The following is a 15,431-nucleotide window of genomic DNA, read 5'->3' as shown; positions in this document are numbered from 1 at the left end:
TCGGAGCTTCAGGACGTAGCCGATGCGCTGCCCTCCGACGGCAATGCGGTAGTGGGACTCGGCGCTGCGCCGTCTTGAAACGCCTTCAGCCGCAACGCTGCCGGCGCATGAGCCGGAACTACCGGCTGCACAGGGTCGACAGGCTGGATCCGCTGATAGCCGGCGCCGAGCGCAGGGCGGGTGTCGGTCTCGCCCTTGTTGGGCCAGAAAGAGGTGGCCCGCTCGGCCTGTGCCGTGATCGTCAGCGACGGGTTCACCCCGATGTTGGCGGAAATCGCCGCGCCGTCGAAGATATGCAGACCCGGGTGCCCGAACATCCGGTGGTAGGGGTCGATAACGCCACGTTGGGCAGAGTCGCCAATCACACAGCCGCCCAGGAAGTGTGCGGTCATAGGGATATCGAGGATCTCACCGATGCTGCTGTACGGCGCGCCGTCGATCTCACCGGCGAGCCGGCGCACCGCCTCGTTGGCCGCCGGTATCCATGTCGGATTCGGCACACCGTGCCCTTGACGTGAGGACATCTTGATGCGCCCGAACCGGGTTCGCTTGGGAAACAAGGTCAGTGAGTTGTCTTCCGTCTGCATCACTAGCGCGATCACCGTGCGTTGCGACCAGTCTCGCAAGCCCGCGTACAGCGACGCCGCATGGGCGGGGTGGCGCAGCATCTGGCCCAGCCACTTCAACCAGCGCGGCACTTTACCGCCGCCGTCGGTCATCACCGTGGTCAGCAGCGCCATCGAATTGGAGCCTTTGCCGTAGCGCACCGGTTCGATGTGAGTCTTGTCGTCGGGATGAATCGACGACGTAATCGCGATGCCCTGGGTGAAATCGACGCGCTTGCGGTCACGAAGTTTGACACTGGCGGTGCACAGCGCCTCCGAGTTCGTGCGGGTCAGCTCGCCCAGCCGATCCGAAATGTCAGGCAAGATGCCCATCGCTTTCATTCGATGCAGCAGCTGCTGAGTCCCCCAGGTGCCGGCTGCGAAGACAACCTGTTCGGCGGTAATGGTTTTCGAAGCCTTTTTACTTCGCCAGGAACCGGTGCGCACCGTGTCTACCGCGTAGCCTCCGTCGATCGGCCGAACAGCCGTGACAGTCGTCAGCTCGTGGATTCGGGCTCCCGCTCGCTCCGCCAGGTAGAGATAGTTCTTCAGCAGAGTGTTCTTGGCGTTGTGCCGGCAACCGGTCATGCATTCGCCGACTTCGAGACAACCCCGCCGACGCGGGCCCACGCCGCCGAAAAACGGGTCGTCTACCTCGACGCCGGGCGCCTTGAAATTATCCGGCCCGAAGAACACACCGACCGGGGTCATGCCGAACGTGTCCTTGACCCCCATCTGCTCGGCGACGGTGAGCAGCACCTCATCCGACGGCGTCATGGTGGGGTTGGTCACCACCCCGAGCATGCGCTTTGCCTGGTTGTAGTACGGCGCCAGCTCGGCTTTCCAGTCGCTGATGTCGGCCCAGTGCGGATCCTTGTAGAACGCATCGGATTTTGGCTCGTAGAGGGTATTGGCGTATACCAGCGAACCACCGCCGACGCCGGCACCAGCGAGAACCAGCACATCGGGGAGTAGATGAATTCGCTGAATTCCGGTGCAGCCCAACTTCGGTGCCCAGAAGAACTTGCGCACCTCCCAGTTGGTTTTAGGGAACTCGTCGTCGGCGAACCGCCGTCCGGCCTCGACGACTCCTACGGCATAACCCTTCTCGGTGAGTCGCAAGGCTGCAACCGATCCGCCGAAACCTGACCCGATGACCACGACGTCGTAGTCGAAGTGCTTTGACATCGCATGTTCTCCTATTTTGCCGCCGCAGTTATCCGGATGCCGTCAGAATGCGGTTCAGCATGAACCGCCCGGATTCCTCGTCGACCATTTCCAGGGCGATGCGCCGCGCGCGGACCGCGGCGCGGTCGGCCTTCACGTTGAGGTCACGCCTGGGCACTGTCTCCTCACCCAGACGACCCTGAATCGTCTCGAGAACCACCGCATCCCGCATCGCCCACTCACGGAACATGGTGCGCAGAAATTCTCCGACGCGGGCGTCGTCCGTCGCGAAATTGCGGGCCATCTGTAGGAAGACGTGGGTCGTTTGCGCCGATTCGGGGGTGAATCCCTGAATCCGCAAGAGCTCGTGGCCTTTCCCATCCTGGGGAGCAATGACGTAATGCTGGACATGCAGCGCCGGTGAGACGAATGCGGCTTCCTCACGTCGGTTGCCGGGCGTGTCAGCAGAAAGGCCGGTGATCTCGGCTTCCCACGGCGCGAGCCCGCTCGCCGGTATCTCCCGGGAGTAGGAGACGGACCTTTCCGAGACTTCTACCTCGTCGAGTTGTGGCAGCACGTCGACATTCGGCGGGACCACCTCGGGATGCATCACGAACACGTCGGTGAGGTCGAGGTAATGCTCATGCAGCAGCAGGTAATTCGCATCTATACGCAATACCTCGGTAGTGCTCGCCCAGGCCGTCCCGTCGCCGTACCACGGCACACGTGGTGGCGGGCGCAGCGCGGCGACGCCGGGATCACCCAACCAGATCCAGACGAACGGCGACTGCTCGTATACGGGGTAGGTACGCACTCGGGCGCCCGGCGGCACGTTCTCCTGCGAGGGCACGTCGACCAGACAGCCGTCGGGGTCGTAGCCGAAACCGTGGTAGCCGCAGATCACCCGATCGCCGTCTCGGCGCCCGGCCGAAAGCGGATAGGCGCGGTGGATGCAGCGGTCCTCCATCGCCACCACTTCTCCGGAGCCGCGACGGTACATAACAACGGGCCTATCGAGCAGGCGACGCGCCAGCAGGCCGTGCCCAACCTCGTCGCTGATCGCAGCGACATACCAACAATTGAACGGGTAGTTGGACCTCATAGGTCGAGCACCAACCTTTCTGAGCGGGAGCGCGAAACGCAGATCAGTATGCTTTGGTTCGCTGCCTTCTCGGCGTCGTTGAGCACGGAGTCGCGGTGATCGCCCTCGCCTTCGATGATGTCGCATTCGCAGGTGCCGCAGACACCTTCCATGCAGGAGCCGAGCACGTCGACGCCGGCTTCCTCGCATACTTCGTAGATCGATTTCTCCTGTGGCACAGTCAATGTCACGCCAGAGCGCTGACATTCCACTTCGAATGTCGCCAACGCGTCCGGGGATGGTTCCTCGAGCGCCTTGGCCGAGAACCGCTCGATGTGCAGACTGTCCGCTGGCCAAGTTTTACAGGCATCCTCGACCGCGCTCAGCAGCCCTTCGGGTCCGCAGCAGTACACCAGCGTGTTCTCTCCAGGGGTGGATAGCACCGTGCCGAGGTTCTCCCGAAAGTTCCCCTGGTCCTGGGCATCTCCGGCGCAAACGGTGACGCGGTCACGGTAGCGTTGCAAGTCGTCGACGAAGGCCATCGACGACCGCGTCCTGCCGCCGTAGAGCAGACGCCAGTCGGCACCGGCCGCCTCGGCCGCGCCGATCATCGGCAGCATCGGGGTGATGCCGATGCCGCCGGCCACGAACAGATACCGCGGTGAACCCACCAGCGGGAAGTGGTTGCGCGGACCGCGGACTCGTACCGTGGCGCCCTCGTGCAGCTTGTCGTGCACGAACTGGGATCCGCCGCGACTATTGGGATCGAGCAGCACGCCGACTTGCCATTCGGCGCGGTTGGCGGTGTCGCCGCACAGCGAGTATTGCCGCACCAGAGACGGTGTCATCATCAGATCGATATGTGCACCCGGCGCCCACTCCGGCAGGTCTGCGCCGGTCGGATCGGCGAGCGTCAGCGTGACGACGCCGTCGGAGACCGTCTCGCGGCGGCAAACTTCGACGTCGACCTCGACTTCGCGGTAGGCGGCCTTGGCCCGGGTCGTCTGTTCCGTCGTCGTCATTATGTTCTCCGCACCGGAATTGAGTTGTACTGGTTGAGAAATAGCGCCCGCACCCGGTTCGGCTCACCGTCGAGTTCCAGGTCGGGGAAGCGTTCCAGCGTCTGTTGGATCCACAGCCTCAGCTCCAGCCGGGCGAGGTTGGTGCCCAGGCAAAAGTGGCGTCCGCGACCGCCGAAGGCTTGGTGTTTGTCCGCGAGGCCCTCACGGGTGATGTCGAATGTGTGCGGATTCGGAAACACCGACTCATCCCGGTTGGACGCGATGTACCACAGCAGCAACCGATCGTTTTCTTTGATCTGCTTGCCGCCCAGCTCGGTGTCCTTGGTGGCGGCGCGCGCCATGAACGCGAACGCGGGATACATGCGCAGCCCCTCTTCCACCGCCGCGGGGATCAGCTCGGGGTGTTCACGCAGCTGCTGGCGCAGTTCCGGGTTGCGCATGATCTCCAGCATCGTCGAGCTGTAGGTTGCCCGGGTCGAGTCGTTGCCCGCCGACATGAGCAACACGAAAAACGTGGCGATTTCCAGCTCGTTGAGCTTCTCGCCGTCAACCTCGGCGTTGACCATCGCGTCGAGCAAGTTGCCGCCAATAGACTCGTCGCGCTTCGCGATCCGACCTTGGGTGTACTCGACGATCTCGGTGACCACTCCCGTCGGGTCATCCCATTGCTTCCGGATTTCCGGATCTTCGAACGCGGTGAACACGTTTGTCCAGTGCACAAGCGTGGCGTCGTCCTCGGGAGGGGTGCCCAGCAGCGAACCGATCACACGGGCTGGGATGGGCCGCGCGACATCGGCGACCAGGTCGAATCGCTCCTTGTCCGCCACGCTGTCGAGCACGCCGCTGATGATCTGCTTGACGTGTCCCTCGTGACCAGCGACCGCCTCCGGGGTGAATTCCTTGATGACCATGGCCTTGAGCCGGTCGTGGCGCGGCGGGTCCATCGAAATCAGCTGCAGCCGCTGAAGATCCAATGAGATGCTGCCTATCTCATCCCAATGGAAGATGCCGCGCTTTTCGGAGGAGAACGTCCGGTGATCGCGGCTCACGGTACGCACATCCTCGAAGCGGGTGATGTCCCAGAACCCACCCTCGTCCGGCCTGTTGCGTTGCGGACTGAAGTGGATAGGGTCTTCGCGCTGCATCCGGGCGAACAGCTCATAAGGCGGACCGTCGTCCCACACTGCCTGGTCGGCCAGGTCGACAGTGTCGAGATCCCGTTCGTGGATGGCTGTCATGGCTGCTCCTTTTACTTACGTTGAATTACTTCGTGTTTCGACTTACGGCATAGGACTTGCCGTCGACGCGGGGCTGCTGATGATGTTCAGTCTGCGCCGCGGGGCCTTGACGGTAAATGGTTTGAGGGCAAAGATCGGTGCGGGCAGGGAAATTAGTCGCGGCCACGCCGGGTTACGTGGGCGTGAGAGTGATTGCAACCAAAATTGGTGCGCGACAAGCGATTCCATCATGCCTCTATCGGGACGGCCGGAATGGCTATGTCGCGTTTGAGGATCTTGCCCGTCGGGCCCTTCGGCAGTTCGTCGACGAACCAGATCCGCCTCGGGTACTTATAGGAGGCAACGCGCTCTTTGACGAACTCCCGGATCGCCACCGCGTCGGCCTCGGCTTTGGGTAGCAATGCGATCGCGGCGCCGACCTCTTCGCCGAGCAGCTCGTCCGGCACCCCGATCACCGCGGCTTCGCGGACGGCGGGATGCTCGTGGAGGACCTCTTCGATCTCGCGGGGGTAGATGTTGTAGCCGCCGCGGATGATCATGTCCTTGAAGCGGTCGACGATGAAGAAGTAACCATCGGCGTCGACGCGCGCCAGATCGCCGGTGCGGAACCAGCCGTCACCATCGATGGCCGCGGTCGTCGCATCGGGCCGGTTCCAGTAGCCCTTCATGACATTGTTTCCACGAATGGCGATTTCGCCGACGCCGTCTCCCATGTCGCAGCCGGCGTCGACCAGTTTCATCTCCACGCCGTCCACCGGCGTACCGATCGACCCGGGTTTGCGCGGCCGGCCAGGATGGTTGAACGAGGCCACCGGAGAGGTTTCGCTCAGCCCGTAGCCTTCGAGCACCAAAGCGTCAAAAGCGCTTTCGAAGGCGCGCATCACCTCGACCGGCATCGCGGCCCCACCGGAGATGCACAGCCGCAGCGAACCGGTGTCGGGGCGTGCACCGCTGTGCAGCATGGCGGCGAACATCGTTGGGACGCCCTCGAATACGCTGACCTTGTCCCGTGCAATGATCTCCAGCGCCCGCTCGGGAGAGAACCGCGGAGTCAGCGTCAGGCAGCTTCCCGCCGCGACCGCGGCGTTGAGCCCCGCGGTTTGCCCGAACGCGTGAAACAGCGGAAGGGCGCCCAGAATCACGTCTTCGGACGAGAGGTTCAGCATCCGCGCCACCGTCTCGGCGTTCTGCCGCAGGTTGTCATGGGTCAGCTCCGCGCCCTTCGGCGTGCCGGTGGTGCCCGACGTGTAGAGGATGACCGCGGTATCGGTGCCCCGTCGCGGGACGGGTTCGGCGACGGGTGCGGCGGAGCAGATCAGTTCTTCGAACTCTCCGGGGATAACGGCGATGCACTCGGCCCCGGCGGCGGCCGCACCCGCCTGAGCGGCCGGGAGGAACTCATGCCAGGCGAGCACGGCCTTGGCCGCCGAGTCGGAGAGGTAGAAGGTTGTCTCGCGTTCCTTCAGGAGGACATTCATCGGCACCACCACCCCGCCGGCTCGCAGCACTCCGTAGTAGGCCACGGCAAAGTAGGGGACATTGGGCAACATGACGCCGACCCGGTCGCCGGGACGCAGACCCCCTCGACCAGCAAGCCGGCCAGGCAAGCGCTAGCTGCGTCTAGTCCCGCATAGGGGATTTCGATTTCGTCGAGGCGCAGCGCCACACTGTCGGGCTGGCGACGAGCGGTCACCGTCAGGTTCAGCGCCAGGTTGGTCATCGCGTCGTCCCCGATCAACCCAGAATCGGGAAGCCGCGACGTTTGGCGAGGCGATCCATGCCGTCCTGGATCGCAGCCTCGACCTGGTCGTACACCGAGTTGACGTATTCGGTGTCGTCGGCGCGCTCGGGGTCGGTATCGACATGGATCGGATCCAGGAACTCGGTGCGGATCTTCGCCGGCAGGGGCAGGTGGGCAGGCAGGATTTCAATGGCGAGCGGGAACGGCACGCCCGCGATGATCGGCGCCGTCGCGCCGCGCAGCCGCTTGCCCAGACCGGTCCAGCGGGCGATGAACCGGCCTTCGGAGAGCACGAAGACGGTGTCGTGGCCGCCTACCGTCGCCACCGGCACAATCGGGACTCCTGAGCGAATGGCTTGGCGGACAAAGCCTTTGCGGCCGAACAACAGCGCCTTGTCGCGATGACGCCAGCTCCGCATCGCGTCCTGCTCGCCGCCCGGCCAGACGATCACGTCGTGGCCCGCAGCCAATGCTTCGGTGACTCCTTGACGTGACGCGGGGATCACGCCGACCGCCTTGAAATAGTCGCCCAATAGCGGAGCGGCCATCAGCACGTCGTGGGCGGTGCCGTGCAGGATTCGGCGTCCTTCGAATCGGCGGTGCCAGGAGTGCACCAGCGTCCAGGCGTCCATCGTCAGGGCTCCGCCGGAGTGGATGCCGATCAGCAGCGAGGGCTCGTCCGGGATCCGGTGCCAGCCGTCGATCTCAAGGCGAAAATAGTGGTCGCACAAGAAGTTCCAGACCGGGTTTTGGACGTAGCGCATAAACGTCTGATTGGGGCCGCGAAGCGGTTCCGTGCCGCCGGTGCGACCGGCGACCAATTGGGCAAGCCATCCTCGTGGGGCCCGCGCCTTCCCGTTATGTGGGGTTCGGATCATGTCCGTCAACCCGTTGGGCGGGGGTGCTGTTGTCGTAGCCATCAGGTCCCATCCGTTTTCGTAGTTACTGCATCCACGTAGTTAGTGGATCGGGTGGGAGCGACGCGGACCGGCGAAGACATACGGTCGAGTGTCCGTCCACTGTGATTCGACGTCTTCAGAGCCGATTCCGAGATTTCACGGCCCACTTTGGCGGCCATTACAACCGCATTCCGGAAAGTTCAAGCGCCCACCAGAGCCCGACAAGGACTTCTGTCTCGTGCAGACTTGCGCCGGTCAACTCCTCGAAGCGCGTCAGCCGGTAACGCACGGTGTTCTGATGAACGAACAACCGCTTGGCAGTTCGCTCCACATGCATGTCGCAAGTCAGGTATGCGCGTAACGTCGCCGTCAATTCGGTGCCTGAGCCCCCTGCGGCCAACGGTTCCAGGTATCGCCGGCGGAGCAGTTCACCGATATCGACGTCCATTGCTACGGCTGCCCGCACACCCAACGACTCGAGGTCGTAGGCGCCGCGCAGATTGCACGCCTGTACCGTCATCAACGCACGCGCGGCGAGGCGATACGACTCGGCGAGGTGCTTCAGCGATCTGGGTGGGCCGAATCCGGCGACACCGTCGATGGTGTTGGGCGGCGGCTCGCTTAGGAAACCTGCCAGGTCGCCGTCGACGACCGCGCAAAGTCCGCGGCGGCGCTGCACCGGGTCACCGAAACCCAACGCCCGCTCAAGCGTGCGCTGGTGCACCCCGTCACCGAGCCGGGCCCGGACCGCGACATATTCGCCTGCCGGATCGAGCCCGTACACCTCAGCGTGCACAGCAACTTCGGCGACGGGGAGCGTCCCCAGTAGCGCACCGCGAACAAACGCGGTGCGCCGCTCTTCTTCGGCGATCGCCTGTGCGACTTCGGCGCGGCGATGCGCCTTGGCGGTCGCGACCATGGCGACGTCCGACCACGCCAGGACCGACTGGATGAATTCCAGTATGTGGCCGTCTCCGACGGCGAGCCGTTGGACCACCTCGCGCGCATAACCGAAGACCACCTCGACACCGATCCGCCAGGCGCGGAGCATGTCGTCGACGGGTATACCTTCGCGCGCTCGCGCCTCGCCGATAGCGGCAAGCTCCGCAAGTTCGTCGCAACTGACGTCCGCATGTCCGCCGGTGGCGGACAGCAACACCCGTCGAACCTGTAGTCCCACTTCTGCGGCGAGCGTCTGCCGGGGAATCGAGCGATACGCGGGAAGCCGTGCCTGCATTGCCTCGCGGATGCGCTCGGCAAGCTCTTGGTACTCGCCGAGCATTGTCTCGAAGAGCACCGCGGCGGCCTCGCCGGCGCAGTCGCCGATCCGCGGCGCGTCCTGCGACTCGCCCGGCAGTGTCAACACCAGATGTCGTGTCATCACGCCGGAGCGGCGGCGGCAATCGGACGGGCCATCGCCGGCGCGGACTTCCCGGCCGTCCTACCGTTCCGCAATTCGTTGAGCTTGTGTCCGGCCGTCCAGCCGAGCGGGATGAGCACCGGCAGCAGAACCATGATCAGGTAGATGAACAAGCCGAGCATGGAAGTCTCTCCTCTCTCCGCGCCGCGGAGACAATGTGGATTTACTGGTTTTCAGAACGCTCGGTGCCGAATTTGAGGCCCCCCTGCGCTGGTGAAGAAATTACGGAGTACGCGTCCGCGGGTCGACGTCGTGCGCGGACCAACTATCGGCGGTGTGTTGTCTTCCGGGGACAACGCCAACTACGTTCGGACCATGGGGGCGGACGGCAGTCGCACCGACCGCGCGATCGTTGAAAAGACCGCGGCATTGGTCGCCAGCAGGCTTGATGACCAGCTGGAGGCGGCCACGCGGTCAATCCAGCAACTGCTGATCGCCGAAATCACCGACCTGGCCGGGGACGCGCAGCTGGTCCAGTTGTTGCGCGATACCGTCGCGTCCAACGTCGACACCTTTTTCTCGGCGATTCGCAACGGCATTCCTATTGAGCACATCGAGCCGCCGACCGCCGCACTGGAGTATTCGCGGCGGCTGGCACAGCGGGATGTCTCTGCGGACGCTTTGGTGCGTGCCTACCGGCTCGGCCATCGGGCGGCACTAGGCGTGGTGCTCAATGAGATTCGGGCGTCCGATCTCGATCCGCAACTGAGCCTGGACGTATACGAGGAAATGGCTGCGGTGTCGTTCGCCTACATCGACTTCATCTCGCAGCGGGTGGTGGCCGTCTATCAAGACGAGCGCGACCGCTGGCTGAGCAATCGAAACACCTTGCGCGCGCTGCATGTTCGCGAGTTGCTCGCTGGTGGCGACGCCGACGTCGACGCTGCGACCATCGCGATCCGGTACCCGCTGCGACGTCTGCACGTCGCGATCGTCACCTGGTGTTGCGAGTCCAACGACGCAGGCGAACTGGACTCGATGGAGCGTTTTGTGCACAAGCTATCTGAATCGGTTGGCGCTCAGGAGAGTCCGCTGTTCATCTCGGTGGATCGCGTGACCGCGTGGGCATGGATTCCGGTACCGGCCGACTCGGCGCCCGATGTGCTGGCCAAGATGCGCCGGTTCGCCGAGACGGTGACGGACGCGCCGTCCATCGCGGCCGGCAAACCGCTGCCGGGAATCGACGGCTTTCGCCGTTCACATCAGCAGGCGCAGCATGGCCGTTCGGTAGCGATCGCGTCAGGTATGACAAGCCGACGGATCATCGCCCCCAACGATCCGGGCCTGGAGATAGCGGCGCTGTTGGGCGACAGCGTCGAATCCGCTTCGGCGTGGATCGCCGAGGTGCTTGGGCCGCTCGCGTCCGACACCGAAGGCGACGAGCGGTTACGCGAAACACTGCGGATTTTTCTGCGCACCGGCGGCAGTCACAAAGCGGCCGCCGAGGAGCTCCACCTGCACTCCAATTCGGTCAAATATCGCGTGCACCGGGCGATGGAACGACGCGGCCGGCCGATCGACGACGACCGCTTGGATGTCGAGGTCGCATTGCTGCTCTGCCACTGGTTCGGCACCGCCGTCCTCGCCTGAGGGTTTCGAAGGCGGTAGCGTCGCTTTCAGCGCACAAGATTGCCATAGGAGGTCCCGTGCTAGGACGACGAAAACGTCGAGGACCAGAGAATGTGGATATCGTCGAGGTATCCGTCAGCAATTCCAGCGAGGACAAGCGTTACGAGATCAGCGCCGACGGTGTGCACGCCGGCTTAGCCGCCTACGTCGACACTCGCAATCAGCGCATCTTCTACCACACCGAAATCGACGACAAGTTTGCCGGTCGTGGCCTTGCCAACAAGCTCATCGCCTTCGCGCTGGACGATACCCGCGCCGCGGGCAAACGGATCGTGGCGATGTGTCCCTTCGTCGCCTCCTACGCCGACAAACACGAGGACTACGACGACATCCTCGATCCCATCACTCCGCAGTCGCACGCGGCGGTGCAAGCCGAAACTTCTTGAGCTTGAGCATCGGTTGGCCCGGCGCCGTTGCCGGGCCAACCGAAAGTTGGCTTACTACTTGAACAGATCGTTGTGGTCGGCTTTGATCATGTCCGCGCCCTTCTCGCCAACCATGTAGACGGTGTTTTGGATGCGGCAGTCGGGAATGATCGGGAAGACGGAAGCATCGATAACACGGAGTTTGTTGACGCCGTGGACCTTCAGCTTCGGGTCAACCACACCCTGCTCGATGTTCTTGGACAGCCGGTTGGTGCCGCACGGGTGGTATGACGTCTGCACGCGATCCTGAATCGACGTCCTCATCAGCTCGTTCGAGTGCAGCGGCATATCCCAGGGGTACTGGCTGACGACAAGGTCCTTGAAGCCGTCGCCTTTGGTGAGAATGTCGTAGACGAACCTGATGCCCTCACGTAACCCGATGATGTCCAGCTCGCTGGCAAGGAAATTCAGGTTGATGTTGGGCTGCACCAGTGGGTCGGCACTATTCAGCGTCACCTCACCGCCTTCGTACGTCGGGCGTACCAGGTCAACCATCACCGTGAGGTGGTCGCCTTCCTCGGGAGTCGGGTACTGCCACTGGAACGCACTGCCGAACATCGGAACAAAATCGAGTTCGAAGTGCGGCTGCCCCTCCGGCGAGAAGGGGTCGAGCCCGCCGTTAGCCGCCTTGGCCTCGCGGTAGATGGGATCGTTCTCCAAGTACTCGTCGATGCGGGGGAAACCGATCATCTCGAGGAGACCTGAGCCGATTGGTCCGGAATGGTCCTTCTGGTAGGCGGCGACAGCAGCCTGGTAGTTGGCACCCTGGCGGATAAGGGTGTCGTCCATGCCGAAGCCGTCCTTGATCCGCATGACGAAGGGGACGCCGGGGTGGTCGAAAAGGTGCTGGCCGACATGGCGAGAGTCGACAACTACGGGGATACCGTGCTTGGCCAACTCGCGGGCGGGACCGATACCGCTGAGCATGAGTAGCTTGGGGCTCTCGAACGCCCCCTGGGCGAGGATGACTTCGCGGGTGGCGTAGTAGTTGTGCTCGTTGCCGGACGCGTCGATGACCGTCACACCTTTGCACGTGCGATCGGCGTAATCGATGATCAGACGCCTGGAACGAACTTGCGGCACAATCGTGACGTTGGACTTGTCCTTCACGAACAGGAAGCTGCCGGAGCGCTGGCCGTTGTAGATGCTGTTGATGGAGTGGGTGAGGCCGTTCATCTCACCGTCGTAGATGTTCTCGGTAAGAGGCAAGCCGCGGGACGTCCAAGCCTCGATGACAGCCTTTCGGAAGTTCTCCAACTCAGGGATGTCGGCATGGGAAATCGGGAGGGGGCCTCCGGCGCCGATCTTCTCGAGTTCGGCCGGGTAGCGTTTGGCATCCTTCGGATCACCGTGGTAGGTAGCGCTTTTGCGCAGATACGGCAGAAGGGGCTCCCAAGTCCATTCCTGGCCGCCGTACTCCGCCCATCGATCATAGGTCGGCTTGCAGCCGGGGACCCAGCTGAAGTAATTCGCCGACGAGCTGCCACCGAGGATCCTGCCGCGGGTGCATTGCTTGTCGATGCGCTCCCAGACGGGACGGCCGACGAACTTGGCCTTGTAGTTCCAGTCATACTCGGAGCCGCGCAGGCCCATAGCCAATGAAGGAGTGGTAACCCCCTCAAGATCCCAGGGGTTGCCGACACCTGCCTCGACGATCAGGACCTTGACGTTGGGGTTCTCGGCAAGACGCCCGGCAACGACGCAGCCCGCCGTTCCGCCACCAACGACGATAAAGTCAAAGCGACCTCCATCTTGGGCGCTGAGTTCTTCCTCTAACACGAGTTCCTCCTCTAAATCTCGGGTGTTTAGCAGGGCCGCATCATCTAGCCGTCGTTTCCTATTGGGATGCGGATTCTGCAGTTAGCAGCATGTGCGTATGCGGCTTGGATCTCCATGGAGTCAGCTCCGTAATTTGGCCAAATTCCTTGCCGCGCTTTGGTGGCCGCTACAAGTGCGTCGTCGGCAAAGCCCTCGCGAGCTGAAAGGTGCTTAAACAGACTCGAATAGCCCGAGCGACGATGCGGTTGCACCGAAACTTAAGCCACTGCGAACCGTGGCGTGTCGTGTGCGTGGTTTACGTGTCGTCGAGGTCGTGCCGATGACCAAAAGCGCGCCGCGGCAACGGGTTATCCCTTGAGGTTAGCGGCGCGGATGCCGTCCTCGACTTTTTTGCCGATGTCGGCGTCGATGTTGTACCAGTATTCGACGACGCGGGACAGCACGGGCTCTTTCACGCCGTCGGAGACATGGTGAACGATATTGTGTACCAAGCGTTCCCGCTGCGCATCGTCCATCACGTCGCGCACCAGGGCGCCGGCCTGGCCCCAGTCGTCATCATCGGGTCGCGGCGTGTAGGCGGCGCGCACCATCTGTCCGTCAGCCGACCAGCCGATCTCCGACGCCCGGGCCGGGTCGGCCTTCGGCCCCCCGACGGAGTTGGGAGCATAGACCGGATCGGTGGAGTTGACAAAGCGCATCTGCCCATCCTTGGAATAGCTGCGCACCGGGCACTTTGGGGCATTGACCGGAATCTGGTTGTGGTTGGCCCCCACCCGATAGCGGTGCGCATCGGCGTAGGCGAAACTGCGTCCCAGCAATAGCTTGTCCGGGCTTAATCCGATCCCGGGCACCAGATCGTGCGGCGCGAAGGTTGCCTGCTCGACCTCCGTGTGGTGGTCGGTGACGTTGCGGTCCAGTGTCATGGTGCCCAGATCGATGAGTGGATAGTCGGCATGCGGCCACACCTTGGTCACATCAAAAGGATTCAGGCGGTACGTTTTGGCTCCCTCGAACGGCATGATCTGCACCTTCAACGACCAGCTCGGATACTCCCCGCGCACGATGGCGTCGTGCAGATCCCGCATGCAGCAGTCCGGATCCGTCCCGGCCAGTCGGTCTCCCTCTTCCTGGGTCAACCACTCGATGCCCTGATTCGTCTTGAAGTGAAACTTCACCCAAAAGATCTCCCCGGCAGCGTTGAGCAAGCTGAACGTATGCAGCCCATAGCCGTTCATGTGCCGAAACGTCTTGGGGATACCGCGATCCCCCATCACCAGCGTCACCAGATGCGCGGTCTCCGGAGACAGGGTCCAAAAATCCCACTGCATATTGTGGTCGTGGCAATTGTTGTTGGCGCGGCGCTTGGCCGAGCGGATCATCTGCGGGAACTTGATCGGGTCGCGGATGAAGAAGATCGGCACATTGTTGCCGACGATGTCCAGGTTCCCCTCGGTGGTGTAGAACTTCACCGAAAATCCGCGTGTATCGCGCAAAGTGTCGGCGCTGCCACGCTCGCCGGCGTTGGTGGCAAGCCGGACAAACACATCCGTCACCGCCCCAGGTTGAAACACCGCGGCCTTGGTGTAGGCGCTCAGATCATTGGTGACCTCAAACCGACCGAACGCACCAGCCCCCTTGGCGTGCGGTTGACGCTCGGGCACCCGCTCCCGATTGAACGCGGCCATCTGCTCGATCAGATAGGAATCCTGCAGCAGGATCGGCCCATCGGGACCCACCGTCAACGACAGTTCATCACTGGGCGCCGGAGCTCCCGCATTGGTCGTTGTGAAATTCTCCGTCATCACTATCCTCTCCCGATCGAAACCTTCAGATAACCAACACAGTTCGCGCAAATCGACGAATGAGGTCGACGTCAGCGCGCCGACCGCGAAGGAGAAGTAGCGCCAAACCCTAGGTGGTCCAGGGGAATCGAAGGCGGCTACTCAAACTTTCGGTATGAATCGATATCTGCCTGTTCGAGTGACCGCGCGAATTGTTCACCCTTGTCCGTCAGCTGCATCCACGCGGCATACATCCATCTCTCCGGATCGTCGTAGTGCTTGAGGTAGACGTGGGAGATCTTGTGCATCGATCTCTCCAGCGGCTGGTCCCACGGAACGAATCGTTCGCCTTCGGTGGCCACGCCGCCCAGGTGTTCACCCAGCATGACCTGGGCGCCCAGCCGGACCAGTCCGTCGTTCACCAAGGATCGAATGACCTCCAGGGTCTCGTTCTGCACCTCCGACGGTGCTGCCGACGGATTGCGTTGTTTGACGTGCCAATCCACGGCATTCAAGTCCACAGGTTGACCGAGTCCGTCGAGCAGAAGCCCGCGTCGCACCAGCTCGCGTGACGTGATTTCACCCTTCGCTTGCATATCGCTGTCAGCCTCCTTGCTGTAGCTTGGCGCCCTGCATTCCACTGT

The 15,431-nt window shown here is 62.9% G+C and carries 12 protein-coding genes and 1 pseudogene; 2 read left to right on the top strand and 11 right to left on the bottom strand.

Features of this window, described 5'->3' with window-relative positions; genetic code table 11:
- Positions 1 to 8: 8 nt before the first annotated feature.
- The 8 genes and pseudogenes from AC5Y21_RS18505 to AC5Y21_RS18470 all read right to left on the bottom strand — a co-directional run bounded on the left by AC5Y21_RS18505 (position 9) and on the right by AC5Y21_RS18470 (position 9,295).
- Positions 9 to 1,793 carry a GMC oxidoreductase gene (locus AC5Y21_RS18505; RefSeq protein ID WP_499914456.1) on the bottom strand — a complete coding sequence of 595 codons (1,785 nt, stop codon included), beginning with the start codon at positions 1,791 to 1,793 and terminating at the stop codon, positions 9 to 11.
- A 28-nt stretch (positions 1,794 to 1,821) separates the two neighbouring features.
- On the bottom strand, positions 1,822 to 2,874 hold the full coding sequence (locus AC5Y21_RS18500; protein ID WP_499914454.1) for a Rieske 2Fe-2S domain-containing protein: 1,053 nt from the start codon (positions 2,872 to 2,874) through the stop codon (positions 1,822 to 1,824).
- Positions 2,871 to 3,875 (bottom strand): PDR/VanB family oxidoreductase, encoded by a 1,005-nt coding sequence (locus tag AC5Y21_RS18495; RefSeq protein WP_499914452.1) that lies wholly within the window; start codon positions 3,873 to 3,875, stop codon positions 2,871 to 2,873. The genes AC5Y21_RS18500 and AC5Y21_RS18495 overlap by 4 nt, the downstream gene beginning before the upstream one ends.
- Positions 3,875 to 5,113: a cytochrome P450 gene (locus tag AC5Y21_RS18490; RefSeq protein WP_499914450.1), complete on the bottom strand. Its 1,239-nt coding sequence runs from the start codon at positions 5,111 to 5,113 to the stop codon at positions 3,875 to 3,877. The genes AC5Y21_RS18495 and AC5Y21_RS18490 overlap by 1 nt, the downstream gene beginning before the upstream one ends.
- Positions 5,114 to 5,340: 227 nt before the next feature.
- Positions 5,341 to 6,833: pseudogene (locus AC5Y21_RS18485) on the bottom strand (long-chain-fatty-acid--CoA ligase).
- A 14-nt stretch (positions 6,834 to 6,847) separates the two neighbouring features.
- Positions 6,848 to 7,741 (bottom strand): lysophospholipid acyltransferase family protein, encoded by an 894-nt coding sequence (locus AC5Y21_RS18480; RefSeq protein ID WP_499914568.1) that lies wholly within the window; start codon positions 7,739 to 7,741, stop codon positions 6,848 to 6,850.
- A gap of 190 nt (positions 7,742 to 7,931) precedes the next feature.
- Positions 7,932 to 9,035: a PucR family transcriptional regulator gene (locus AC5Y21_RS18475; protein ID WP_499914567.1), complete on the bottom strand. Its 1,104-nt coding sequence runs from the start codon at positions 9,033 to 9,035 to the stop codon at positions 7,932 to 7,934.
- 98 nt (positions 9,036 to 9,133) lie between these two features.
- Positions 9,134 to 9,295, bottom strand: a complete 162-nt coding sequence (locus tag AC5Y21_RS18470; protein ID WP_499914448.1) for a hypothetical protein — start codon at positions 9,293 to 9,295, stop codon at positions 9,134 to 9,136.
- A gap of 193 nt (positions 9,296 to 9,488) precedes the next feature.
- Between AC5Y21_RS18470 and AC5Y21_RS18465 the strand changes: the two genes are divergently transcribed.
- Positions 9,489 to 10,763, top strand: coding sequence for a PucR family transcriptional regulator (locus AC5Y21_RS18465; RefSeq protein WP_499914564.1), 1,275 nt, complete (start codon positions 9,489 to 9,491; stop codon positions 10,761 to 10,763).
- Between the two features lie 92 nt (positions 10,764 to 10,855).
- Positions 10,856 to 11,188, top strand: coding sequence for a GNAT family N-acetyltransferase (locus AC5Y21_RS18460; RefSeq protein WP_499914446.1), 333 nt, complete (start codon positions 10,856 to 10,858; stop codon positions 11,186 to 11,188).
- 54 nt (positions 11,189 to 11,242) lie between these two features.
- Here the strand turns inward: AC5Y21_RS18460 and AC5Y21_RS18455 are convergent, their stop codons facing one another.
- From AC5Y21_RS18455 to AC5Y21_RS18445, 3 genes are all read right to left on the bottom strand, one after another.
- Positions 11,243 to 13,006, bottom strand: a complete 1,764-nt coding sequence (locus AC5Y21_RS18455) for a GMC family oxidoreductase (RefSeq protein ID WP_499914444.1) — start codon at positions 13,004 to 13,006, stop codon at positions 11,243 to 11,245.
- Positions 13,007 to 13,353: 347 nt separating this feature from the next.
- Entirely contained in the window at positions 13,354 to 14,808 is a 1,455-nt protein-coding gene (locus tag AC5Y21_RS18450; RefSeq protein WP_499914443.1) for a catalase, read from the bottom strand.
- Positions 14,809 to 14,945: 137 nt separating this feature from the next.
- Positions 14,946 to 15,245, bottom strand: a complete 300-nt coding sequence (locus AC5Y21_RS18445; RefSeq protein WP_499914562.1) for a hypothetical protein — start codon at positions 15,243 to 15,245, stop codon at positions 14,946 to 14,948.
- Between the last annotated feature and the right edge of the window lie 186 nt (positions 15,246 to 15,431).

Source organism: Mycobacterium sp. NGS41 (genome assembly GCF_059812725.1).
Note: the sequence above shows the minus strand (reverse complement) of the source record. Positions and strands in the feature narration are given on the sequence as shown.